Origin of the sequence: Streptomyces sp. NPDC002785, from assembly GCF_040295565.1 — a bacterium.
GTDB lineage: Bacteria > Actinomycetota > Actinomycetes > Streptomycetales > Streptomycetaceae > Streptomyces.
Genome location: NZ_JBEOVN010000001.1, coordinates 144685 through 166934, shown reverse-complemented (window position 1 = coordinate 166934; position 22250 = coordinate 144685). Strand labels below are relative to the sequence as shown.

The 22250-nt window shown below is 71.1% G+C and carries 18 protein-coding genes and 3 pseudogenes; 14 read left to right on the top strand and 7 right to left on the bottom strand.

The features are described 5' to 3' along the window. The first annotated feature begins 267 nt into the window (after nucleotides 1-267). Together ABTZ94_RS00810 and ABTZ94_RS00805 are read left to right on the top strand one after the other, a co-directional pair. Nucleotides 268-721: pseudogene (locus tag ABTZ94_RS00810) on the top strand (hypothetical protein). Nucleotides 722-742: 21 nt separating this feature from the next. After that, nucleotides 743-904: pseudogene (locus ABTZ94_RS00805) on the top strand (GNAT family N-acetyltransferase); the annotation flags it as partial. On the opposite strand, the gene ABTZ94_RS00800 reads toward ABTZ94_RS00805, so the two are convergent. Continuing rightward, a complete protein-coding gene (locus tag ABTZ94_RS00800; RefSeq protein WP_351196101.1) occupies nucleotides 882-2636 on the bottom strand; it encodes a SpoIIE family protein phosphatase in 1755 nt (584 codons plus the stop codon). The pseudogene ABTZ94_RS00805 and the gene ABTZ94_RS00800 sit on opposite strands and share 23 nt — an antisense overlap. Nucleotides 2637-3018: 382 nt before the next feature. On the opposite strand from ABTZ94_RS00800, the gene ABTZ94_RS00795 reads away from it, so the two are divergent. Further along, nucleotides 3019-3198 (top strand): TetR family transcriptional regulator C-terminal domain-containing protein, encoded by a 180-nt coding sequence (locus tag ABTZ94_RS00795; protein ID WP_351196138.1) that lies wholly within the window; start codon nucleotides 3019-3021, stop codon nucleotides 3196-3198. Here ABTZ94_RS00795 and ABTZ94_RS00790 read toward each other — a convergent pair. Next, the gene (locus tag ABTZ94_RS00790; RefSeq protein ID WP_329840423.1) at nucleotides 3191-3463 is read right to left on the bottom strand and encodes a DUF1876 domain-containing protein; all 273 of its coding nucleotides are present in this window, start codon (nucleotides 3461-3463) and stop codon (nucleotides 3191-3193) included. The genes ABTZ94_RS00795 and ABTZ94_RS00790 overlap by 8 nt on opposite strands. 86 nt (nucleotides 3464-3549) lie before the next feature. On the opposite strand from ABTZ94_RS00790, the gene ABTZ94_RS00785 reads away from it, so the two are divergent. Continuing rightward, nucleotides 3550-4011 (top strand): GNAT family N-acetyltransferase, encoded by a 462-nt coding sequence (locus ABTZ94_RS00785; RefSeq protein WP_351196099.1) that lies wholly within the window; start codon nucleotides 3550-3552, stop codon nucleotides 4009-4011. On the opposite strand, the gene ABTZ94_RS00780 is transcribed toward ABTZ94_RS00785, so the two are convergent. Beyond that, nucleotides 3963-4730 (bottom strand): alpha/beta fold hydrolase, encoded by a 768-nt coding sequence (locus ABTZ94_RS00780; protein WP_351196097.1) that lies wholly within the window; start codon nucleotides 4728-4730, stop codon nucleotides 3963-3965. The genes ABTZ94_RS00785 and ABTZ94_RS00780 overlap by 49 nt on opposite strands. A 41-nt stretch (nucleotides 4731-4771) precedes the next feature. On the opposite strand from ABTZ94_RS00780, the pseudogene ABTZ94_RS00775 reads away from it, so the two are divergent. The 3 genes and pseudogenes from ABTZ94_RS00775 to ABTZ94_RS00765 all read left to right on the top strand — a co-directional run. After that, nucleotides 4772-5023 (top strand): annotated as a pseudogene (locus tag ABTZ94_RS00775) (peroxiredoxin); the annotation flags it as partial. Nucleotides 5024-5144: 121 nt separating this feature from the next. Beyond that, the gene (locus tag ABTZ94_RS00770; RefSeq protein ID WP_351196096.1) at nucleotides 5145-5654 is read left to right on the top strand and encodes an NfeD C-terminal domain-containing protein; all 510 of its coding nucleotides are present in this window, start codon (nucleotides 5145-5147) and stop codon (nucleotides 5652-5654) included. A 71-nt stretch (nucleotides 5655-5725) separates the two neighbouring features. Continuing rightward, the gene (locus tag ABTZ94_RS00765; protein WP_351196094.1) at nucleotides 5726-7183 is read left to right on the top strand and encodes a flotillin family protein; all 1458 of its coding nucleotides are present in this window, start codon (nucleotides 5726-5728) and stop codon (nucleotides 7181-7183) included. 79 nt (nucleotides 7184-7262) lie between these two features. On the opposite strand, the gene ABTZ94_RS00760 is transcribed toward ABTZ94_RS00765, so the two are convergent. After that, a complete protein-coding gene (locus tag ABTZ94_RS00760) occupies nucleotides 7263-7658 on the bottom strand; it encodes a nitroreductase/quinone reductase family protein (protein ID WP_351196092.1) in 396 nt (131 codons plus the stop codon). Nucleotides 7659-7868: 210 nt separating this feature from the next. Between ABTZ94_RS00760 and ABTZ94_RS00755 the strand changes: the two genes are divergently transcribed. Beyond that, complete coding sequence (locus ABTZ94_RS00755) at nucleotides 7869-8339, top strand: cation:proton antiporter regulatory subunit (protein WP_351196090.1); 471 nt, start codon at nucleotides 7869-7871, stop codon at nucleotides 8337-8339. A 2-nt stretch (nucleotides 8340-8341) separates the two neighbouring features. Beyond that, nucleotides 8342-9589, top strand: coding sequence for a cation:proton antiporter (locus ABTZ94_RS00750; RefSeq protein ID WP_351196088.1), 1248 nt, complete (start codon nucleotides 8342-8344; stop codon nucleotides 9587-9589). 375 nt (nucleotides 9590-9964) lie between these two features. On the opposite strand, the gene ABTZ94_RS00740 is transcribed toward ABTZ94_RS00750, so the two are convergent. Both ABTZ94_RS00740 and ABTZ94_RS00735 read right to left on the bottom strand, forming a co-directional pair. Continuing rightward, nucleotides 9965-10921 carry a M56 family metallopeptidase gene (locus ABTZ94_RS00740; protein ID WP_351196086.1) on the bottom strand — a complete coding sequence of 319 codons (957 nt, stop codon included), beginning with the start codon at nucleotides 10919-10921 and terminating at the stop codon, nucleotides 9965-9967. Between the two features lie 7 nt (nucleotides 10922-10928). Next, nucleotides 10929-11417 (bottom strand): BlaI/MecI/CopY family transcriptional regulator, encoded by a 489-nt coding sequence (locus tag ABTZ94_RS00735; RefSeq protein WP_351196084.1) that lies wholly within the window; start codon nucleotides 11415-11417, stop codon nucleotides 10929-10931. 231 nt (nucleotides 11418-11648) lie between these two features. On the opposite strand from ABTZ94_RS00735, the gene ABTZ94_RS00730 reads away from it, so the two are divergent. Beyond that, nucleotides 11649-12104, top strand: a complete 456-nt coding sequence (locus tag ABTZ94_RS00730; RefSeq protein WP_351196082.1) for a tellurite resistance TerB family protein — start codon at nucleotides 11649-11651, stop codon at nucleotides 12102-12104. A 301-nt stretch (nucleotides 12105-12405) separates the two neighbouring features. After that, nucleotides 12406-12795 (top strand): SAV_915 family protein, encoded by a 390-nt coding sequence (locus ABTZ94_RS00725; RefSeq protein WP_351196080.1) that lies wholly within the window; start codon nucleotides 12406-12408, stop codon nucleotides 12793-12795. 65 nt (nucleotides 12796-12860) lie between these two features. Here ABTZ94_RS00725 and ABTZ94_RS00720 read toward each other — a convergent pair whose 3' ends face one another. Then, nucleotides 12861-13931: a PucR family transcriptional regulator gene (locus tag ABTZ94_RS00720; RefSeq protein WP_351196078.1), complete on the bottom strand. Its 1071-nt coding sequence runs from the start codon at nucleotides 13929-13931 to the stop codon at nucleotides 12861-12863. 262 nt (nucleotides 13932-14193) lie between these two features. Here ABTZ94_RS00720 and ABTZ94_RS00715 point away from each other — a divergent pair, with 262 nt between their 5' ends. The 3 genes from ABTZ94_RS00715 (at nucleotide 14194) to ABTZ94_RS00705 (ending at nucleotide 22200) form a co-directional block, all read left to right on the top strand. Next, nucleotides 14194-14877 (top strand): hypothetical protein, encoded by a 684-nt coding sequence (locus ABTZ94_RS00715; RefSeq protein WP_351196076.1) that lies wholly within the window; start codon nucleotides 14194-14196, stop codon nucleotides 14875-14877. Between the two features lie 98 nt (nucleotides 14878-14975). Beyond that, a complete protein-coding gene (locus ABTZ94_RS00710; protein WP_351196074.1) occupies nucleotides 14976-17096 on the top strand; it encodes a flotillin family protein in 2121 nt (706 codons plus the stop codon). Nucleotides 17097-17229: 133 nt separating this feature from the next. Continuing rightward, nucleotides 17230-22200: a DNA repair ATPase gene (locus ABTZ94_RS00705; RefSeq protein ID WP_351196072.1), complete on the top strand. Its 4971-nt coding sequence runs from the start codon at nucleotides 17230-17232 to the stop codon at nucleotides 22198-22200. The last annotated feature ends 50 nt before the right edge of the window (nucleotides 22201-22250 follow it).

The window sequence follows — 22250 nt, the reverse complement described above, 5'->3', positions numbered from 1 at the left end:
GTCGTGAAGGGCTACACCCAGATGCGGACAATGCCCCTTTTGCGCTTGAAGACTTCACGGGCAGGAGACTCCCCTCGTGGTCCCCTGCCCATGTTTTCTCGAGTTAACAGTGACGCAAAGTGATTGCGCAAGCCTGTTCCCGTGCAGTGTTCCGAGCCGCCTCCCACGCTGAGGACGCCACGTCAGGATTCGTTACAGTTCGAGCCCGTTGACCGAATTCGAAGGCCGTGCGGCACCGGTCGGACGGGGCGGACACGTGGGGGCCGGATGGACAGCGTCGAGGAACGCGCGCCGGGGCTGCGGACGTTGCAGCAGAAGGTCGAGTACATGGTCGAGAAGACGTTCCCCGGTCAGAAGATCTCGGGGCGCGTCTTCGCCGACCTGGTCAAGGAACGCGGCGGATCTCTCTCGCACAGCTACTTCTCCAACATCCTTGCCGGAAAGGTGACCCGGCCGTCCGAGGACATCCTCAAGGCGCTCGGTCTGGGCTTCGGCGTGGACTGGCGGTTCTTCAAGGAGGAGTCCGAGGTCGTCGACGACGTCGTCGCCGGTCTGCAGTTTCTCGCTGAACGGCGTACGGGGGAGATCAGCGGGCCGGCACGAGGACGGTCTCCCGCCGGAGCTGCTGCAGTTCGCGCTCTCCCTGCTGGAGGACGCCAGGGGACGGCGGAGCACGGCCGGCGACGACGGCGGCACCGCCCATGGCGAGCCGGAGAAGTAGGTCTCCATGTCTCTGCGCACCCCGGTGGCGATCGGTGTACCCGACATCAACCCGGCCGCTGTGCACGTCGCAGAACAGCTGGGCCTCACCCCGTCGTTCGAGACCGCCCGGATGCACACGGGCCCGGCACCGGACGTCGACCACACCGGCCTGTTCGGCATCACCAGCCCGGAGCTGGGCTGAGGTGTCGCCCCTTCCGGCGGCAGGCCGCGGGAGGTGGCGCGGCGTGGGGGCGGGTGCGTGAAGCCAGTACCGCTATGTCGTCCTCTGCACCCGGTCCGAACCGTTCGAGGACCTCGTCCAGCAGATCCTCCAGGCTCCCGCTCTCGGGCAGCGTCAGTTCCCTGAGGCGGCCGACCGAGGTGTCGATGTCCTCGCCGCGCCGCTCCACCAGACCGTCGGTGTACAGGAACAGCACCGCGCCCGGTCCGAACTCCACCAGCGTCGTCCGGTACCCGCCGAGCCCGGTGCCGAGCGGCGGGCCCACCACTACCTCGTCGCACACCCGGGTTCCGGCCTTCCCCGGGTCGATGAGCACCGGCGGGAGATGCCCGGCGCTCGCCACCTCGCACGCCTCGCCGTACCGGTCGACGACGACCAGCAGACAGGTAGCCGCCCGGTCCAGTCCGGACCGCTCCACCATCCGGTCCAGCTGTTCCAGGATGCGGTGCGGCGGCAGCTCGTCGTCGGCGAACATCCGCAGCAGCGAGCGGTAGTGGCTCATGGCGACCGCCGCCTCCACCCCGTGGCCCATCACATCGCCCATCGCCTTCAGATGCCGTCCGTCCCGCAGCGGGATGACGTCGAACCAGTCGCCGCCGACCATCACGCTCCGGTCGGCCGGCAGATAACGGGTGGCGATCTCGATGTGCGGATGCGGCGGGCGCGGCTCGGACAGCAGGGAACGCTGCAGCTCCAGAGCGATGGTGTGCTCGTGGGCGTACCGGCGGGCGTGGTCGAGATCGACGGCGGCCCGGCCGGCGAGTTCCCGGGCGACCACCACGTCCTCGTCCGTGAAGACCGGTGAGTCCCCCGCCCGGATCAGGCAGAGGACGCCGAGCGGACGGCTGCGTACCGCGACGGGCACGGTGACCGCCGAATGCAGCCCGAGGGCTCGGTAGGCGGCGACCCGTTCGGGGGAGGGAGCGGAACGGCTGAGCTGTTCGTCGGTGGCGAGGTTCTCCACGACCGGCCGGTTGGCGGCCAGACAGCGCTGTACGGCGGCGCCCTCCTGGAAGTCGACGTACTCGCCGGTCAGCCCGAACCCCGACAGCTCGTCGCGCAGCCCGGCCACCGCCGTCAGCGCCGCCCTGCGCAGCCGCAGCACACCGGCGGGTGCCGGGCGTACCGGGGCGGCGATGTCGGGCGGGAACACCTCGACCGTGGCGAGGTCCGCCAGCCCCGGCACGACGAGATCGGCAAGTTCCGCACAGGTGGTGTCCATGTCGAGCGTGGTGCCGATCCGGGCGGCCGCGGTGTCGAGCATGGTCAGATGCCGCCGGGCCTGTTCCAGCTCGCGCCGCCCCTTGTCCGAGGCCTTGACCTCCAGCACGATCCCGGCCAGGCCCACGATCCGCCCGCCGACCTCCAGCCGGTGGTACGCCCCGTGCCAGTACCGCCGGACCGAGCCCGCCGCGGCGGTGGTGACTCCGCTGACCTCGCGGGGCTTCCCGTCGGCGAGCACGGCCCGCATCACGTCCTCGCCCGCGTCGACCCCCGGGAGGACCTCGCAGACGGTGCGCCCGAGGTGTTCGGCGGCCGGAATGCCGTTGAGCCGTTCGAGGGCCGGGTTGACGTACAGATAGCGCAGCCCCGTGTCGAGCACACCCACCCCGGCCAAGGTGCCGTCGACCAGGGCCGCCAGGGCCGCGGGGTCGAACGGCACCGCGCTGTCGGCGTACGCATCGGCCTGCACGTCAACCTCCTGGGGCGGGGCACGGACGTCCCGCTTCCCGGCCTTCAATCGTCGACCGGCCGCCCCCGCCGCGCATCCGCAGCCGGGCCCTGTCACGCCCTCATTCACCGGCCGGGCCCGGCTTTCCCCCTCAGTGCACGTGCGGCCCCCCGGCCTCCTCCGGCTTCCCGCGAGGCACCAGCGCCCCGGCGACGACCGCGCACACGGCCCGCGCCCGGGTGTTCTGCCGTACGCGGCAACGCCGCCGTCATCGCGCCGCGCAACCTCATCGCCGCCGGACTCCACCGCTTTCCGGAACTCCCCGGCGCATGGCAAAAACGGTCCGGCGGGCTACCATCCGGCCGTGGCCGACGCCCTGCGCAGCCTCGCGTAACGGGGCCGACTGGACATCCCCGACCTCGAGACGGCGATCATTCAGCTGTACGCGCTCCTGGTCTTCCCCCACATGGTCTTCAGCTCGTACGGAACAGCCATCGACGACGCCACCACGGACCGTCTGATCACGAGCGGCGTCGACATGTTCCTGGGCCACTACGCCCCAAGGGGCGGGGGTTTCAGGTGAGCGGGTGCGATGTCCGGCCGGACGCCTCGTCGATCTCGTCGTGCGCCTTCGTCAGCATCTTCATCGCCAGCTCATTGAGTGCTCTGGCTCCCGCGATCTCCTCGCCGACCCTCGGCTGATCCTTGTCGGAGGGGTGACGGCTCGCATATCCATGGGCCCGCACCTCGTTCCCGTCCGGAAGCCGCACCAGGGCGGCCGCGCGGGTGCGGTGAGTGTCCTCCTCGAATTCCAGGTCCACATGCCACCCGACTGTTGTGTGCACCATGACGATCACCTCTCTACCAGGGTGCGCCCGTTCTCCCGCCCCTGCACCACGACACCTCCCCCAACGCCCGCTACAGGCTCCGCGCCATGAGCCTCGACGTAGAGATCGTCCACGAAGCGACTGGGGAGATCGTGGCCGCCTTCGAACGGCTGTTGCCCCAACTGTCCTCGACCGCCCGGCCGCTGGATCACGAGGCGGTCGACCGGCTGGTGCGGTGCGAGACGAACACGGTGCTCGTCGCTCGCGCCGCGGGCAGCGTCGTCGGAACGCTGACGCTGCTTCTGCTTCCCGTGCCGACCGGGCTGCGGGCCCGTATCGAAGACGTCGTCGTCGACACCGAGGCGCGCGGGCAGGGAATCGCGGCCCTGCTGACGCAGGAGGCGCTGACGCCGGCCCGGGAGGCGGGCGCACGGACCGTCGACCTCACCTCCCGGCCGGACCGCGCCGCCGCGAACCGGCTGTACGAGCATCTGGGCTTCCGGGCCAGGGAGTCGACGGTCTACCGATTCCCGATGGACGGCCCGGAGCCGGGCCCGGTCCAGGCGTAGTCCGGTCGGTCGAGGTCGAGCCGGTCGAGGTCAAGGGTTCCGCGCGCCGCCGGAGCATCCGACGAAAGCCGCAGTGCCGTCGCGACCGCCTCGGGGAGCGGGGCCAGGCCCAGCAGGCCGGTGGCGATCCGTGTCGTCAGCGTGTGCCAGGTCCGGGCGCGCCGGAGCATCGCGTGGTCGCTGCGCCGGATCGCGAGCAGACAGGTGTGGGCACCGGCGCGGCGGGCGCGGGTGGTGAAGGACTGGGATGCCCGGGGGCTCGTGATGCGGTCGCGGGTGCTGTGCAGCAGGACCACATCACGGCCGGCGAGCTGGGTGGCCGGATCGTCGGCCGGACACCACGGGGCGAGGCCCACCACCCCGCGTACCAGCGGATGACCGGCGGCACGAAGGGCGGCGCGAGCGCCCATCGAGTGACCGACCAGGACCACCGGGATCTCGTCGGCCTCATGGCGCAGGGCGTCGAGGGCGCGTACGGCGTCGTGGAAGGGGTCATCGCGAAGGCCGTTCCAGCCGCGGTGGGTGTAGCGGGCGGTGCGTACGAGAACGCCCGTGGCACCGTCGCCCGTCGCCGCGGCGATCGCCCGCGCGAACGGGCGCATCCGCACCGCGGGCAGGTTCAGCGGGCCGGGCAGGGGCGGGCCCAGGCCCGTCTTCGTGCCGCCGTGCAGCAGGAGCACGGCCGCGGACGGGCGGACGGCGGACGACGGTTCTGTCATACGTGTCTCCTGGTGCGGGAGCCGGATCCGTAGCGAGCACAATCAGTCCACAGGGTGTGGACAGCCATGAGCCGTTCCCCCGCGCCCACGGGCCGCGCATGCCGCTGCTCGCGGACGCCGGACGGGAGACCGCCCGGGCGTACGGCTCACGGCACCCGGTATCGGAGTGTGGCGCGGTCTTCCTCATCGGTCCTGACGACGTACTGCGCCGGAAGCATGTCGCACTGCTCGGGGCCACGTTCCAGTCTTTGGACACGCTGACCGAACAACTCTCCGGCATCAAAGGCGCCTAAAAGATTGCCGGAACCCGGCAGTATCTGATGCCGGGTATGTATGGGATCATCCAGCCAGTTCGACGGAAATGTTCGGGGGAAACATGTTCGGGGAATTTCGGAGATCGGGGAAGGTGATCACGTGACCTTGTTTCTCGGTCTCGGCATTGCGGGAATCGTCCTGCTCGCCCTGTCCCTGATCTTCGACGGCATCCTCGAAGGTCTCCTCGGAGGCGTACTGGACGGCCTCTTCGACGGCCTCCTGTCCCTCCCCGTCATCGCCGGATTTCTCTCGATGCTCGGCTTCGGCGGCGCGATCGTGCTCGGCACCACCGGCGCCGGTACGGTCGCCGCAACCGCCGCCGGAGTGCTGGCCGGGATCATCGCGGCCTGGCTGACCTGGAAGTTCAGCCGGGCCCTGATGCGGGACCAGACCAGCACCACACCGCGCAGCGACGATCTCGTCGGCACGTCCGGGTCGGTCGTCACGGCCATCCCGGCCGACGGCTACGGCGAGGTCCTGCTGCACCTCGCGGGCCAGCCGGTGAAATTGGCGGCGAAAAGCCCGGTGCCGGTCGAACGCGGAACCGAGATCTGGGTGGAGGCCACGCTGTCGACCACCTCGGTCACGGTCCGCCCCGTCGAGCGCTGACCACCGCCCGAGCCGATACCCCGCCCGAAAACAAGCTGCCGTCCCCGCAGGGAGGCAGGGGGGACACCCTTATGAGCCCAGTCGTGACCGCAGTCATAGGAGTCGTCGTACTCCTGGTACTGCTCGCCCTCGTCGTCATCACCCGCTACAAGGTCGCCGGGCCCAGCGAGGCGTTCATCATCACGGGACGCCGCGGCAAGAAGTCGACCGACCCGGTGACCGGCCGCACCAGCATCGACAACAGCGGCCAGAAGGTCGTCGTCGGCGGCGGAGTCTTCGTCGTCCCGTTCGTCCAGCAGAAGTTCACCCTGGACCTGTCCAGCCGGCACATCCCGGTGGCCGTACGCGGAGCCGTCACCCTGCGCGGTGTGAAGTCCAACCTCGAAGGCGTCGCGATCGTCAAGGTCGGCGGCAGCGAGGAAGCGATCCGGGCCGCGGCCCAGCGATTCCTCCAGCAGCAGGACGGCATCGTCGGCTTCACCCAGGAAGTGCTCTCCGGCGCACTGCGCGCCATCGTGGGCCGGATGTCGGTCGAGGACATCATCCGCGACCGTGCCGCGTTCGCCGGCCAGGTCGCGGAGGAGGCCGAGGCCAGCCTCTCCGGGCAGGGCCTGATCCTGGACGCCTTCCAGATCCAGGACATCACCACCGAGGGCTCCTACCTCGAAGACCTCGGCCGCCCCGAGGCCGCCCGCGCCAAGCAGGAGGCGGACATCGCCGAGGCGATCGCCAAGCGCGCCTCCGAGCAGGCCCGGCTCAAGGCCGCCGAGGAGATCGCGATCGCCGAGCGGACCTTCTACCTCAAGCAGGCCGAGATCAAGGCCGAGACGGAAGCCGCCGCGGCCAAGGCCAACGCGGCGGGCCCGCTCGCCGAAGCGGCCCGCCAGCAGGAAGTCCTGGAGGAGCAGGAGAAGGTCGCCCAGCGCCAGGCCGCACTGACCGACCGCGAACTCGACACCAAGGTCCGCAAGCCCGCCGACGCCGCCCGCTACCAGGCCGAGCAGGAGGCCGAGGCCCGCCGGATCGCCCAGGTCAAGGAGGCCGAGGCGGACGCCGAGCGCTCCCGGCTGACCGGTCAGGGCGAGAAGCTGCACCGCTCGGCCCTCGCCGACGCCGTACGCATCGAGGGCGAGGCGGAAGCCGCGGCCATCGCGGCCAAGGGTGCGGCCGAGGCCGAGGCCATGCAGAAGAAGGCGGACGCCTTCGCCCAGTACGGCGACGCGGCCGTGCTCCAGATGCTGGTCGAGGTGCTGCCGCACGTCGTCGCCAAGGCATCCGAGCCGCTGAGCGCCATCGACAAGATGACCGTGATCTCGACGGACGGCGCGAGCCGGCTGTCCCGTACGGTCACGGACAACGTCGCCCAGGGCATGGAACTCCTCAGCTCCACCACGGGAGTCGACCTGGCAGCCCTGCTGAAGAACCTCAAGGGCGGTGCGGCTGTCGCGACTTCGGCCGATCTGCCCGACCGGGCCCCGGACGCGGCCCCCGCCGCATCCGCCAACGGGAAGATCGAGATCACCGACTGATCCGGCCCGCACCCCGCCCGTGCCCGGCCGGCACCGCACCGGCCGGGCACACGCACGTCCAAACCGGTGGAGCCCGGCGTCAGTCCGTCAGATCCACCCGCACCGTCAGCAGGTTCGTCCCCAGGGCCCGCACCACGGCGCTGTTGTACCGCGGCAGCCTCTTGAGCCGGGCGCGGGCGTCGTCCTCGGGGAGGGGGTGGGCGGTGCCGGTGTGCCACTGGCCCTTGATGCGGACCCGGACCCGGGGGTCGGCCTGGATGTTGCGTACGTACTGCGACTTCTCGCCGTACTCCGAGACCAGCCAGAACTCCAGGCCCACGCGGCTGCCGCCGACCGGGGTGCGGCGCGGGAGGCCGGAGGTTCGGCCCGTCGTCTCCAGGAGCGTCTGCGACCGCGACCGTCTGGCGAGCGGGTTGACGACATGCCGCTGGAACGACGTGACCACCCGGAACTTGAGCTCTCGACTGCGCGCCATTCCCGGCCCTTCCGTCCGTTTGCTGCGGCCCGCCCGGGAGGTGACCCCGGCCACACACCGGTCCGGGCGAGTTTACGACCTCGCCCACGCTTGGGGGCGGCATCACGGAGGCGGGCGCAGGAGGCGGCGGAAGCCTCCGGATAAGGTAATGCGCAGCTAAAGAGATCGCCAAATAAGTCAATGAACCGCCGTACCTCTCGGGAGGAAGCCATGGGAACCCACCGCACCACGCTGCCCGGAGTCGGTGTGCAGTACGACTACACGACCGAGTCGGGACAGCACATTTCCGTCGTCGTCCACCACGACGGGCGGCGGTTCATCGGCTTCTACGACCAGGACGATCCTGATTCGTGCCGGCTCTCGGTACCCCTGACACCGCAGGAGGCCACCGGTCTCGCGCACCTCATCGACGCCGCGCCGATCGACGCCGTACGGACCGAGGGCATCGATCTCGTCACCGAGCACATACCGCTCGGGACGCGCTCCCCGTACGGCGGGCGGCTGCTCGGGGACACACAGGCGCGGACGCGGACGGGGGCCTCGATCGTGGCCGTGCTGCGGACGCACAGTGCGCATCCGTCGCCCGGGCCGGACTTCCGGCTGGCCATCGGGGACACGCTCGTTGTCGTGGGTACACGTGAGGGCGTCGACGCGCTCTTCGAGATCATCGCGGAGGGCTGACCGTGCACGACACGACCGCGCTGCTGGTGGAGCTCGGCTCCGTCATTCTGGGCCTCGGCATCATCGGACGGTTCGCCGGACGAATAGGACTCTCACCGATCCCGCTCTACCTGCTGGCGGGGCTCGCCTTCGGGGAGGGCGGGCTGCTGCCGCTGGGGGCCAGTGAGGAATTCACCGCCGTCGGCGCCGAGATCGGGGTCATTCTGCTGCTGCTCCTGCTCGGTCTCGAGTACAGCGCCTCGGAGCTGGTGACCAGTCTCAAGACGCAGTATCCGTCCGGCGCCGTGGACTTCGTGCTCAACGCGACCCCGGGGGCGGTGGCGGCGCTGCTGCTCGGGTGGGGGCCCGTGGGGGCCGTCGCACTGGCCGGTGTCACCTGGATCTCGTCGTCCGGCGTCATCGCGAAGGTGCTCACCGATCTGGGGCGGCTGGGCAACCGGGAGACGCCCGTCATCCTCGGTGTCCTGGTCATCGAGGACCTGTCGATGGCCGTGTACCTGCCACTGCTTACCGCGATACTCGCGGGCGTGGGCTTCGCCGGGGGCAGCATCGCGCTGCTCATCGCGCTCGGCACCGTCGGGTTCGTGCTCTATCTGGCGCTGCGGCACGGGCGGCTGATCAGCCGGGCCGTGTCCTCCGACAACCCGGAGATGCTGCTCCTGGTCGTGCTCGGGCTGACCGTCCTGGTGGCCGGCGTGGCACAGGAGTTGCAGGTCTCCGCGGCCGTCGGGGCCTTCCTGGTCGGGATCGCGCTCTCGGGTGAGGTCGCCGAGGGGGCGCGCAAGCTGCTGACGCCACTGCGGGATCTGTTCGCCGCCGTCTTCTTCGTGTTCTTCGGGCTCTCCACCAATCCGTCGGAGATTCCGCCGGTGCTGCTTCCGGCGGCGCTGCTGGCCGTCGTCACCGTACTCACCAAGATCGGCACCGGGTGGTACGCGGCCCGGCGGGCCGGGATCGGTTCGCGCGGGCGTTGGCGGGCCGGCGGAACGCTCGTCGCACGCGGTGAGTTCTCCATCGTCATCGCCGGTCTGGCCGTGGCGACCGAGCCCCGTATCGGGCCCATCGCCACCGCGTACGTCCTCATCCTCGTCATCGTCGGACCGCTCACCGCCCGCTGGACCCAGCCGGCCGTGGCCCGGATCCAGGCGTGGCGGGACCGGAACGGTAAGGGCGGGACAGGGGACGGCGAAGTCTCCGCGGCCCGTCCGGCGCCCGCCGTGCAGGAGGAGTTCGTCTCCTCCGCCGACTGAGGTCGAACGCCGTGGGGGGCGGGGAGGCCGGACGTCCGGCCCAGCGGGTACCCGTCCGAGCCGTCCCCCCGGCACAGGCGGTTCACCGCCCGCCACGGTGAACGCGGTCAGCCCGTCGACCGGGGCAGTGCGCCGCTCCGGGGCGAGGCGTTCGACGATCGCGGCAATCTCGCTGCGGCGGCCCGCCGTGACGTCCTCGACCGGCCGGCGGCACAGGGTCGCACGGCTGCCGGTCCAGCTCTTCCGGATGGGGCTCGGGTCACGTGCCGGCTCTGCGTGGCCATGGGTTCGGTGTCGACGGGAGCCCGGACCGTGGCCGGCACGTCGGCGGGCCGGTCTCCTTCGTACGGCTCATAGCGGGGTCGCCCGTACGGCTCATAGCGGGGTCGCCGCGTGCAGGATCCGCACCAGCGTCACCGCCGCGTTGAGCGACGAAAACGCCGAGACCGCCGTTCCCACCGTCGCGACGAGTGCCGCCAGCGCGGCATGGGCGGACGACGGCGGCCACAGCCGCCCCGGCGGAACCGGGGCGAGCAGCGCCGCCACCCGGCGCGGTACGGGGCCCGACGCCGAAGCGGAGCTCGCGAAGGCGGCGAAGCCGACCGAGGCGTCCGGGGCACGGTGCGAGAAGAGCGCCGCCTTGCCGACCGCGACCGCCACCACTCGCCGGTCGCCGACCGCACGTGCGGCCTCCTCGTCCGCCCATCGTTCGGTGCTGAACGCCATCGCCGTACGCAACGGCAGCAGGAACGGGTTTGCCCGGGCGGCGAGTTGGGCGGCCAGGAGATAGCGGTGGTGACGGGCGGCCAGATGGGCCCGCTCATGGGCGATCAAGGCCCGGCGCTCACGGTCGTCCAGACACCGGGTCATCGCGGTCGAGACGACGACCCGGCCCGGATTGCCGGGCAGCGCATAGGCGTACGGCTCCGGGTCCGGGAGCACGGCGACATCGCCCGAGGTGGCAAAAGGGGCGGCGGACAGGGCCCGGCCGGCCCGGATGCGCAGCCGCACATGGCGGTACACCGTCCACCCGCATGCCCCGAGTACCGCCGCCAGCACACCGATCGCAACGATGCCCGCCTTCACCTCGTACGGCACCGCGTCCCGCACCTCGGGGTCCGACCAGCTGTCCGGCAGTGGATTGCCCGGGAGCTGGGCCGTACCGACCACCATCAGCAGGCCCAGGCACAGCGTGCTGCACAGGGCGAGCAGCGTGCCGACGACGGCGAGCAGCCGGGTCGCGCTGCGGGGGTGCAGATGCTGCTCGGCGAGGCGCGCGATCGGCAGCGCGGTCAGCGGCAGCACGAGCGGCAGACAGACGAAGACACCCATCGGACCGCTATCGGCCTTCCGTGTCAGGGGGGTTGTCCGGGGCGGCCGCGCGGGCCAGGAGCGCGCGCAGCCGTTCCTCGTCGCCCGGGGACAGGGACGAGATGAAGTGGGCGAGCACGGCGTCCCGGTCCCGTTCGCCGTCCAGTACGCGGCGCATCCGCAGGGCCGCGAGACCGGCCTCGTCGGAGGCGGACGTCCAGGTGTAGGAGCGGCCCTCGCGGGTCCTGGTCACGGCGTTCTTCGCGTAGAGGCGGGAGAGGATCGTGATGACGGTGGTGTACGCGAGGTCGCCGTCGAGGTGTTCCTGCACCCAGCCGGCCGTCGCGGGGCCGTTCGCCGAGTGCAGTACGGCGAGGACCTGGGCCTCCAGTTCGCCCTGCCCGCGCCTGCGGAGCCGCCGGCTGTCGGGGCGTACGGGACCGGGGCGTACGGCGCCGGGCACTTCCTCGTGGGGCGGCTCGTTGTCCGGGTGGTGACCGGGCCTGGCCGAGTCCATCTGGGGTCCGCCCTTCTGCGATACCGCGTCAGCAGCGGCGTCGCAGCATCCTACTTGGACCGACCGCACATAGGGGGTGGGAGAAGGAGCCCGCGACGCCGCCTCCCATGGGCCGGTCGGTCTTAACGAAGTTTCCGGGACACAGCGGACACCCTTCCCGCTAACTTCTACACGCCTGTAGAGTTGAAATTCGTTCCGGCAACACAACGCAACGCAACGTATGGAGACGTCATGGCACTGTGGGATCGGATCAAGGAATCCGCTTCGTCGATGCAGTCGCAGCTGGAAGCGAAGAAGAACGACCTGAAGAGCGGCGCGTTCCGTGACGCGAGCATGGCCATGTGCGCCCTGGTCGCGGCGGCCGACGGTTCCATCGACCCGTCCGAGCGCCAGCGTGTCGCCACGCTGATCGCCTCCAACGAAGTTCTGCAGAACTTCCCGGCGGACGATCTGCAGCGCCGCTTCAACGACTACGTGAACAAGCTCACCGCCGACTTCGCCTTCGGCAAGGTCAGCGTGCTCCAGGAGATCGGCAAGGCGAAGAAGAAGCCTACCGAGGCGCGTGCCGTCATCCAGATCGGTATCGTCATCGGCGGCGCCGACGGCGACTTCGACAAGTCTGAGCAGGCCGTCGTCCGGGAGGCGTGCTTCGCGCTCGACCTTCCGCCGCACGAGTTCGACCTCTGAGCCTCCCCCTGCTCGACGGACCGGCTCCGCCCGGTCCCACCCCCCATAGCGCCGGATCAACCACGGTCCGACCGACCACCGGTCCGTGCCCGGCAGGCCGGGGGTGTGCTACTCCCCCGATGCACACCTCCGGCCACTCCCTTCCCGGGCCCCGGCTCCCCGCAGCACGCGTCAGCGTCGCGTCACGGGTGCGGGGTCTCGCGTCAAGTGCACGTCAGGGCCGTGCCGGCTCCCCTCACATACGGGCATAACGTGATGAGTGCAGCACAACATGCACCCGGGCCCGTCGAGGAGGCACACCATGTCCGACCGCAGCGGAACGGACGACCCCGAACCTCTTGAACCCGGTCCGGCCGGACCGCTCTTCGTCCCCGTCCGGTCGGGACCGGCCAGTTGCCCCACCGGTTGGACGGCACGGTTCTTCCGTACGCCGCTGGGCGACCGCACAGCTGTCGGCTTCACCTCCGTGCACCGGCTCGCCGCCACCCTGGGCGACGGTCAGTCCTGGATCAGGCTCTCCGAACCGGCCCTGCGCGCGCTCGGCATTCCGCTCGGCGTCACCGTCCTCACCGTCGATCCCCAACTGACCGCGCAGGCCCCCGGACGGGCCAACACCCCGGCGGCCGGGGCCCGTCGGCGCAGCCCGTATCCGAGATCCGGGGCCACCGCCGCTACCCGGTGCGGGCGTTGACGAAGAAGCGGGGCGGCCACCGACCTCGCAGATGAGGTCACACTCCTGCCCCACCGCCCAGGCGGTCAAAGCTCCTTGGCCGGCCAGCCCAGCAGCCGGGCGCCGATGACCGCCGTCTGCAGCGTGTAACGGTGCACCGGGTCGGACGGATCGGAACCGGTCAGCTGATGGATCCGCTCCAGCCGGTACGTGAGCGCCCGCACGCTCAGTGACAGCCGACGGGCCGTCTCGGCGGACACACAGCCCGCGTCGAAGTAGACGGTGAGCGTCTTCAGGAGAGGTTCGGCGCCGCCGCGGGCCTGCTGGAGCGGGCCCAGCTCACTGCGCACCAGATCGGCCATCGCCTGTCGGTCCCGGGTCAGCACCGGGTAGACCAGCAGGTCGGCGGCGTACAGCACCGGATCGTCCAGATTCATCTGTTCCGCGAGATCGAGTGCGTCGAGCGCCTCGTCGTACGACTGGACGACACCTCCGGGGCCCGGGTGCGGGCGGCCGACCGCGACCCGGCCGCCATCCGTCGCCGCATGCGACTGCTTGGCGAAATACCGCAGGACATCGGGCTGGCTGCCGGGGGCGACACAGACCAGGCGCCCGTCCTTCGTCGTGATCAGGATCTTCCGGCCGCTGAAACGCGTGAGCAGCGCCGCCTCGACCGCGCGCGGCACGGAGTCGGTCTCCGTGTACGCCTCCGGGCCCGTCGCCACCGCGACCGCGTGGGCGCGCGCGAGGCGCAGCCCGAACCGGGTGGCCCGCTCGGCGAGCCGGCCCAGATCGCTGCGCCCGTACAGCAGATCGTCGATGAACTCGCGGCGCGCCGCCTCCTCGCGCCGTACGGTGAGCCGCTGGGCCCGCTCGAAGCCCGAGGCGAAGGCGTCGACGGCCTGCTCGACCGCGGCCAGCACGGAGTCGGTGGACGTGGCATCGGCACAGGCGGCCTGCGGCCAGGCGGTGCGGGTCGCCGCGAGATGGAGGCGGACCAGGGCGCGCAGCTGGAATCCGGCCTCGGCGGCCTCCCGGCCCAGGAGCCGACGGGTGTCCAGCTCGTCCCGGGTCAACCGGCGGCCGGTGGCGGCGACATCGGCCAGAATACGGGCAAAGTTCCCCAGATACTCGTCGGAAATCTCCGGCTCCGGCACGCGCACTCCTCAAGTCCTGACGCGACGTTGACACTCACCCAACGCATACCGGCCGGTGCCGGTGCCCGGCATCAAGGACACATAAAGATTGCCGGAATCCGGCAGTGCGATGCCACGGCCCGAGTGACACGATCCGGTCAGCACGAACCGGGGGAACACGGGGGACACGGGGGAAGACCCCGGTTGCTGCGGCCACGCTCTCTGCGGCGCCGCGGCACCGGGGGCACCACCGGACCGCCTGTAAGAACAAGGGGGTGGACCGATGCAGGAGTTCCTGAGCGCAGCAACCGCCTTTCCCGCCGTCCTGTTCGGCGCCGCGCTGGTCGTGGTCGTCTTCTTCTGGCTCCTCGTACTGGCCGGTGCGGCCGACCACCACTCCTTCGACGGGGACCTCGACACCGGCATGGCCGGGATCGGCGGGGTGCCGGTCACCGTCTCGGTGTCCGTGATGGTCGCCGTCGGCTGGTTCACGAGCCTGACCGGTACGGTCCTGCTGCACCGCAGCCATGTCACCGGCATCACCCGCGCGGGGCTCGCCTGTGCCGTGTTCGCCGGGGCGCTGCTGATCGCCTGGGCCGTGATGCGGGTGCTGGCACGCCTGGTGCGCCGGCGTTTCCCGGACGAGCCTCCTCCGTCGCGGCAGGACTTCCTCGGCCGGGTCTGCACGATCCGTACCGGTTCCGTCAGCTCCGACTTCGGCCAGGCCGAAGTCGCAGCGGCCGACGGTTCCACCGCGATCGTCCAGGTCAGGCTGCTCGGTCCGACGGACGACGCGGTTCTCACCTCGGGCCGTGCGGGGCTCCTGTACGCGTACGACGACGAGGGCGAGTTCTTCTGGGTCTCGCCGTACGACAAGGCGCTGGACCCGGGACCGCCGAAGCCGCACACGAGCCCGCGCCCGGGTACCCGTTCAGGTGCGCGCCGCACCCCGCGTCGCTCCGGCTGACCGTCCCGTCCCTGGCAGCCGCGTCGCCGAAACCGCCCGACCGTCCGGGCAGAAACCTCTGACCTCTCCACCTTCCTCACCAGCCGCCAAGGACTGTCATGGATGCCATCACCCTGGGCTTCGGTGTGCTCGTAGCCGTTGCCCTGCTCATCGCCGTCGCCCTGCTTCTCGTCATCAGCCGGCTCTTCCGCAAGGTGGAACAGGGCAAGGCACTGATCATCTCCAAGACCAAGAAGGTCGATGTCACCTTCACCGGCGCCGTCGTCCTGCCGGTGCTGCACAAGGCCGAGTACATGGACATCTCGGTGAAGACCATCGAGATCCGCCGCACCGGGCGCGAGGGCCTGATCTGCCAGGACAACATCCGCGCCGACATCCACATCAACTTCTTCGTGCGTGTCAACAAGACCGTCGAGGACGTCATCAAGGTCGCCCAGTCCATCGGTACGGAGCGGGCCAGCGACAAGGTCGCGATCCAGGAATTCTTCGCCGCGAAGTTCGCCGAGGCGCTCAAGACCGTCGGCAAGCAGCTGGACTTCGTCGATCTGTACACCAAGCGCGAGGAGTTCCGGGACCGGATCATCCGGGTCATCGGGACCGACCTGAACGGCTACCACCTCGACGACGCCGCGATCGACTTCCTTGAGCAGACGCCCATGACGCAGCTCGACGGCGCCAACATCCTCGACGCACAGGGCATCCGCAAGATCACCGAACTGACGGCGATCGAGCATGTGCGCACCAACGAGTTCCAGCGCACCGAGCAGAAGGAGATCACCCGGCAGAACGTCGACGCCCGCGAAACCATTCTGGAGCTGGAGCGCCGGCAGGCCGAGGCCGAGATCAAGCAGCGCCGCGAGGTCGAGACGCTGCGCGCCCGTGAGGAGGCCGCCACCGCCCAGGTCCAGGAGGAGGAACGGCTCGGCGCCCAGGCCGCGTTCATCCGTACCGAGGAGCAGCTCGGCATCCAGCGCGAGAACCAGGCCCGGGAGATCGCCGTCGCGCAGAAGAACCGTGAGCGTGTCATCGCCGTGGAGAACGAGCGCATCGAGAAGGACCGGCTGATCGAGGTCATCGGGCGCGAGCGGCAGACCGAACTCAACCGGATCGCCGCGACGAAGGAGGTCGAGGCCGAGCGCCGCGAGGTCGCCGATGTGATCCGGGAGCGGATCGCCGTTGACCGTACGGTCGCCGAGCAGGAGGAGTCCATCAAGACGCTGCGGGCCGTCGAGGAGTCGGAGCGCACCCGCAGGTCGGTCATCATCGCCGCCGAGGCGGAGGCCCAGGAGAAGCTGGTCAAGGACATCAAGGCCGCGGAGGCCGCGGAGTCGGCGGCCACCCACCTGGCCGCCGAGCAGCTGACGCTCGCCGAGGCCAGGCTGAAGACCGCGGACCTGGACGCCCGGGCGAAGCTGCGGCTGGCCGAGGGCATCCGGGCGGAGTCCGCGGCGCCCGGGCTCGCGGAGGTTCAGGTACGTGACGCGGAGGCCGACGTCATCGAGAAGACCGGTCTCGCCGAGGCCCAGGCCGCGTCCGCCCGGCTCAAGGCCGAGGCGGAGGGGGCCAGGCTCAAGGCGCTCGCGGCAGCGGAGGGTACGCAGGCCCAGGCGACGGCCGACGCGGCAATGATCGGCGAGAAGCTGAAGGCCGAGGCGGCGGGGCTCACCGAGAAGGCGGCCGCGATGGCGGCGCTGGACGACGCCTCGCGCGGCCACGAGGAGTACCGGCTGCGGCTCGCCGCGGAGAAGGAGATCCGGCTGGCCGGGCTCGATGTGCAGCGGCAGGTCGCCGAGGCGCAGGCGACGGTGCTGGCCACGGGGCTGGAGAACGCCGACATCGACATCGTCGGCGGGGAGTCGGTCTTCTTCGACCGGCTCGTCTCGTCCATCGCGATGGGCAAGAGCTTCGACGGGTTCGTCGAGAACTCGGACACGGTGAAGGCGCTTGCGGGGCCGTGGCTGAACGGCACGTCGTCGTTCACGGACGATCTGACGAGGGTGCTGGGGTCGGTGTCGACAGGGGACGTGCAGAACCTGACGGTGTCGGCGCTGCTGATGCGGATGATGCGGTCGCAGGGGGCGGGAGTCGCGCCGGCACAGGTGCAGAAACTGCTGACGGTGGCCCAGGAGTTGGGCCTGGCGGACGTACCGGTCTCAGCGGTCACCGGGGCGGGTGCCGGTCACGTACCCGCCTCCCAGAACGGGACACCGGTCGCGTAGGGCGAACTCCGATCGCCGGACGGGCGCGGCAAATCCAATACGTCAGGCAGATCACGCCCGTCCGGCGATTGAGGACACAGCGCGGCCGAAGGGCGCGCAACCCGCACCACACACCTCGTAGGGAGCCGTACGCATGGACACCGACACCACACTCACCGCGCCGCCCGGCGGCGATGTGGACGCGGGGACCTACGACGTGCTGCGCCGCAGGCTGAACGCGCAGGCCGCCGATCTCGCGAGCCGCGCCGAGGCGCTCAACGCACGGCGCACGCAGGAGTTCGGGTCGACCGAGCTCCGGCTCAGCGGCACCGAGCAGATCCGTACCGAGCAGGCATCCGTCCCCCGCGACCTGGTGGCCGTCGGCGGCCGGCTGCTGTTCGGGTTCGAACGGGGCCCCGGGGCAGCAGAGCCGGCCGAGCTCGGCGACGTACTCGCGCTGTACGGCCCCGAGTTGGAGGGGACACCCCACGGCGAAGGCCACCTGCTCGAAGACGAGGCCTTCGTACGCGAATTCACCGCCCTGCACCGCTACTACCGCGACGCCCGCCTCCTTCGGCTGCGCCGGGTGGACGGCAGGCTGCTCGCCGTCTTCCGTACCGGCGAGAGCGCCGACGGTGTCCGGGTACTGCGCTGGGCGCTCGCCCCGGACGGTTCGCCCGGCGCGTTCCTCGACGCGCGCGGCGACCGCGACCACGTCTTCCCGCCGTCGCACGACTTCACCTGGACCGTCGCGGGCCGCGAGTCCCATGTCCTCGGCCGGCACCCGCACATCGCCGTGGGCGGGGACGGGGACGGCACGGGCGCCGTCCTCTTCGTCGACACGCTCGGCGGCACCCTCACCGTCAAGACGGTCAACGACACCGACACCCCGGACGGGATCTACCAGGAGCCGGTCACCGAACCCCTCCAGTCCCTCGCCGACGCGGATGTCGAGCACGCCGTGATCGGCCCGCTGATCCTGCTCCGCGTCCGCCCGTACAACGAGGAGTCCTGGCGGCATCTGGTCTTCAACACACTGCTCGGCACGGTCCTGCGGCTGGACCTCATCGGGCCCGCCTGCCACCGGCTCCCGGAGGACCAGGGGATCATCTTCCCCGGCGGCTACTACCTGACCACCGGCACCGCCAAGACCTTCGACATCGCCGAACCGCTCACCGCCCCGGTCTTCGAGGGCGCGATCCGCTCCCCGAACGGTGAGGACGTCCTCTACGTCTTCCGCTCCCCCGACGACGGCCGCAGCCTGCTCCTGCCCTACAACCTGATCCGGCAGGAGGTCGCCACCCCCCTCCAGGGCCGCGGCCACGCCCTGCTCGACGACGGCACGCTCGTCCTCCTGCGAGGTACCGCCACGGGCGACGAACCGGCCCGGGTCCACCCGTTGCAGCGCTGGCGGACCCCGTACGTCTCCGACACCCACGCCGCCTCTCGCCCCGCCGGGACCGGTCCGCTCGCCCGGGTCGGCAACGCCGATCTGGTGCGCGGCATCTCCGACTGCCTCGCGCTCGCGAACAGCGCCGCCGAGACGACGCCGACCGCCGCCGTGTACACACGGCTGGTCGCGGACTGCACCCGCGCGACCGACCGCTACCACTGGCTGACCGACTCCGAACTCGGCGCGCTCGCCGTCCCGTTGGCGGACCTACGAGCCACCGCGCAACAGGTCCTCACCGAGTTCGAGACGGTGCAGGAGCTGACCCGGCAGGCCGCCGACGCCCTCACCGAGACGGCCGACCGGCTCACCGCTCTCGTCCGCCGCATCCGTGGCGAGGCCCCGCGCTCGGCCGCCGCCTGGGTCGCCCAGCTCACCGAACTGCGCGGTGCCCACGGCCGTTTGGCGACGCTTGCCGAGATGCGGTACGCGGACACCGAGCGGATCGCCGCACTGAGCGCCGCCACGGCAGCCGACATCGAATCGGCCGCCCAGCGCGCCGTCGCGTTCCTCGGCAGGGACGATGCGTTCGCCGGCTATCACGAGGACATCGCGCGCCTGGCCGCCGAGGCGTCCGCGCTCACCACCGTCGTGGACGCCTCGGCGCTCGGCGACCGGCTGACGGAGATGACGGACGGCCTGAGCACCGTCACGGATGTCGTCGCCGGGCTCGACATCGGTGACGCGACGGTCCGTACGTCGATCCTGGAGCGGATCGCGGAGGCCCTCGGCGGGGTGAACCGGGCCCGCGCCACTCTCGACGCGCGTCGGCGCGAGCTCCTGGACCACGAGGGCCGCGCCGAGTTCGCCGCCGAGTTCGCGCTGCTCGGGCAGGCCGTCACGGGCGCCTTGGCCGCAGCGGGCACCCCGGACGCCTGTGACGAGCAACTGGCCAGGCTGCTGCTCCAGTTGGAGAACCTGGAGTCGCGGTTCGCGGAGTTCGACGACTTCCTCGCCGAGCTGGCCGGGCGGCGGACGGAGGTCTACGAGGCGTTCTCGGCCCGTAAGCAGACATTGCAGGACGCCCGCGCCCGGCGGGCGGAGCGGCTGGCGGGCTCGGCGGCCCGGGTCCTCGAGACGGTTTCCCGGCGGCTGGCCACCCTGACCGACCTGGACGCCGTCCACACCTACTTCGCCTCCGACCCGATGGTCGCCAAGGTCCGCCGCACCGCGGACGAGCTGCGGGAACTCGGCGACCCGGTGCGCGCCGAGGAGCTGGACGGGCAGCTGCTGGCCGCCCGCCAGGAGGCCGGGCGGGCCCTGCGCGACCGCGGTGAGCTGTACGCGGACGGCGGCGCGACGATCCGTCTCGGCCGGCACCGGTTCGCCGTGAACACCCAGCCCTTCGACCTGACGCTCGTCCCGCACGGGGACCGGCTCGCGTTCGCCCTCACCGGCACGGACTACCGGGCGCCGGTCACCGACCCGGCCTTCGAGGTGACCCGCCCGTACTGGGACCGGATGCTGCCCTCCGAGTCCTCGCACGTCTACCGCGCCGAGCATCTGGCCGCCCGGCTCCTGGACGAGCAGGGCGCCGACGCCCTCGCCGCCCTGAGCGCGGCCGAACTGATGTCTCTGGTACGGGAGTCGGCGGCGTCCGCGTACGACGAGGGCTACCAGCGCGGTGTCCACGACGAGGACGCCACCGCCATCCTCACCACTTTGCTGCGGCTGCACGCCGGAGCGGGGCTGCTGCGCTGCCCGCCCGCCGTACGGGCGGCGGCGCAGCTCTTCTGGGCGCACGGGACGGACGAGGCCCGGCGCACCTCCTGGACCCGGCGGGCCCTCTCGCTGGCCCGCGCCCGTGAGACGTTCGGCCTCGCTCCGGCCATAGCCGGCCTTCAGGAGGAATGGGCGGACGTCATCCGGGGCGACGATTCCCGGGCCGTCGCCGCGTACCTCTTCGAGGAGCTGACGAGCGGCCCGGACGGATTCGTCACGAGTGCCGCAACCCGCACGTTCCTGGACAAATTCCGTCGCACGACGGACTCTTCGGCGTACGACGAGGACCTCGCGGCCCTCCACGACGATCTGCCCGCCCGGCGCCAGCTCGTCGAGGGCTGGCTCGCCTCGTACGCCGCCGCGAGCGGCACGGAGGTCGACCGGGGCGATCTGGCGGAGGCCGTCGCCGTGGAACTCTGCCCGGAGCGGTCGCTCGCCCGGTACGAATGCGAGGCACCGCTCACCGCGACCGTGGACGGGCTGCTCGGCACCCACCCGCGTATCGACCGAGGCCGGCTGACCGTCCGCCTCGACGAACTCCTCGCCCGCACAGCCGAGTTCCGCACCTCCGCCGTCCCGGGATTCCGCGCCTATCAGCGCCTGCGCACCGCACTCGTGGCCGCTGAACGTGCCCGGCTCCGGCTGGAGGACCACCGGCCGCGCGTCATGTCGGCGTTCGTCCGGGGCCGGCTCCTGGACGAGGTGTACCTGCCGCTGATCGGCGACAGCCTCGCCAAGCAGATCGGCACCGCCGACGCCGACCGGCGCACCGACTCGCAGGGCCTGCTGCTGCTCGTGTCGCCGCCCGGCTACGGCAAGACGACGCTCATGGAGTACGTCGCGGACCGGCTCGGCCTGGTCCTCGTCAAGATCAGCGGTCCGAACCTCGGCCACGACGTGACCTCCCTCGATCCGGCACAGGCGCGTACCGCGACCGCCCGCCAGGAGATCGAGAAGATCAACTTCGCCCTGGAGACGGGCAACAACACGCTCCTCTACCTCGACGACATCCAGCACACCTCGCCCGAACTGCTCCAGAAGTTCATTCCGCTCTGCGACGCCACCCGCCGGATCGAGGGCGTACGGGACGGCGAGCCGCGCAGCTACGACCTGCGGGGCAAGCGGTTCGCGGTGTGCATGGCGGGTAATCCGTACACCGAGTCGGGCGAGCGGTTCCGTATCCCCGACATGCTCGCCAACCGGGCCGACGTGTGGAATCTCGGTGAGGTACTGAGCGGCCGCGAGGACGTCTTCGCGCTGAGCTTCATCGAGAACGCGCTGACCGCCAACCCGGTGCTCGCGCCGCTCGCCGGGCGCTCCCGCGACGATCTCGCCCAGTTCGTACGGCTCGCCTCCGGCACCGATCAGGCGGCCCGCACGGACCGGCTCGACCACCCGTACACGCCCGCCGAGGCGGACCGGATCGTCTCCGTGCTGCGCCACCTGCTGACCGCCCGGGACACGGTCCTGGCCGTGAACGCCGCGTACATCGCCTCGGCTGCCCGGACGGACGCGACGCGCACCGAGCCGCCTTTCCGGCTGCAGGGCTCCTACCGCAATATGAACAAGATCGCCGAGCGGATCGTGCCGGTGATGAACGACGCGGAACTCCTCGCCGTGATCGACGACCACTACGCGGGCGAGGCCCAGACGCTGACCTCGGGCGCGGAGTCCAACCTGCTGAAGCTCGCCGCGCTGCGTGGGCACCTCACCGCGGAACAGTCCGCACGCTGGTCAGCGATCACCGCCTCCTACGTCCGCACGCAGGCGCTCGGCGGCCCGGACGGCGACCCGGTGACGCGTGCCGTCGCCGCGCTGGGGCTGCTCGCGGACCGGATCGCGGCCGTCGAGTCGGCGATCGTCCGGGTCGCGGACCCGCGCCATCTGCTCGCCGGCCCGTCGCAGCCGCCCCGCCACGCGGCCCCGCGCACCACGGCACCCGAAGATCACTGACCGGCCCGAACCGGCGGTCCGAACCGGTCGAACATCGGAGGTGGGCAAGG

What these genes read in the sequence shown, in the direction of transcription:
- ABTZ94_RS00790 (WP_329840423.1), bottom strand. Translation starts at nt 3,463, where the DNA reads ATGGTGCACACAACAGTCGGGTGGCATGTGGACCTGGAATTCGAGGAG.
- ABTZ94_RS00785 (WP_351196099.1), top strand. Translation starts at nt 3,550, where the DNA reads ATGAGCCTCGACGTAGAGATCGTCCACGAAGCGACTGGGGAGATCGTG.
- ABTZ94_RS00780 (WP_351196097.1), bottom strand. Translation starts at nt 4,730, where the DNA reads ATGACAGAACCGTCGTCCGCCGTCCGCCCGTCCGCGGCCGTGCTCCTG.
- ABTZ94_RS00765 (WP_351196094.1), top strand. Translation starts at nt 5,726, where the DNA reads ATGAGCCCAGTCGTGACCGCAGTCATAGGAGTCGTCGTACTCCTGGTA.
- ABTZ94_RS00760 (WP_351196092.1), bottom strand. Translation starts at nt 7,658, where the DNA reads ATGGCGCGCAGTCGAGAGCTCAAGTTCCGGGTGGTCACGTCGTTCCAG.
- ABTZ94_RS00755 (WP_351196090.1), top strand. Translation starts at nt 7,869, where the DNA reads ATGGGAACCCACCGCACCACGCTGCCCGGAGTCGGTGTGCAGTACGAC.
- ABTZ94_RS00740 (WP_351196086.1), bottom strand. Translation starts at nt 10,921, where the DNA reads ATGGGTGTCTTCGTCTGTCTGCCGCTCGTGCTGCCGCTGACCGCGCTG.
- ABTZ94_RS00735 (WP_351196084.1), bottom strand. Translation starts at nt 11,417, where the DNA reads ATGGACTCGGCCAGGCCCGGTCACCACCCGGACAACGAGCCGCCCCAC.
- ABTZ94_RS00730 (WP_351196082.1), top strand. Translation starts at nt 11,649, where the DNA reads ATGGCACTGTGGGATCGGATCAAGGAATCCGCTTCGTCGATGCAGTCG.
- ABTZ94_RS00725 (WP_351196080.1), top strand. Translation starts at nt 12,406, where the DNA reads ATGTCCGACCGCAGCGGAACGGACGACCCCGAACCTCTTGAACCCGGT.
- ABTZ94_RS00715 (WP_351196076.1), top strand. Translation starts at nt 14,194, where the DNA reads ATGCAGGAGTTCCTGAGCGCAGCAACCGCCTTTCCCGCCGTCCTGTTC.
- ABTZ94_RS00710 (WP_351196074.1), top strand. Translation starts at nt 14,976, where the DNA reads ATGGATGCCATCACCCTGGGCTTCGGTGTGCTCGTAGCCGTTGCCCTG.
- ABTZ94_RS00705 (WP_351196072.1), top strand. Translation starts at nt 17,230, where the DNA reads ATGGACACCGACACCACACTCACCGCGCCGCCCGGCGGCGATGTGGAC.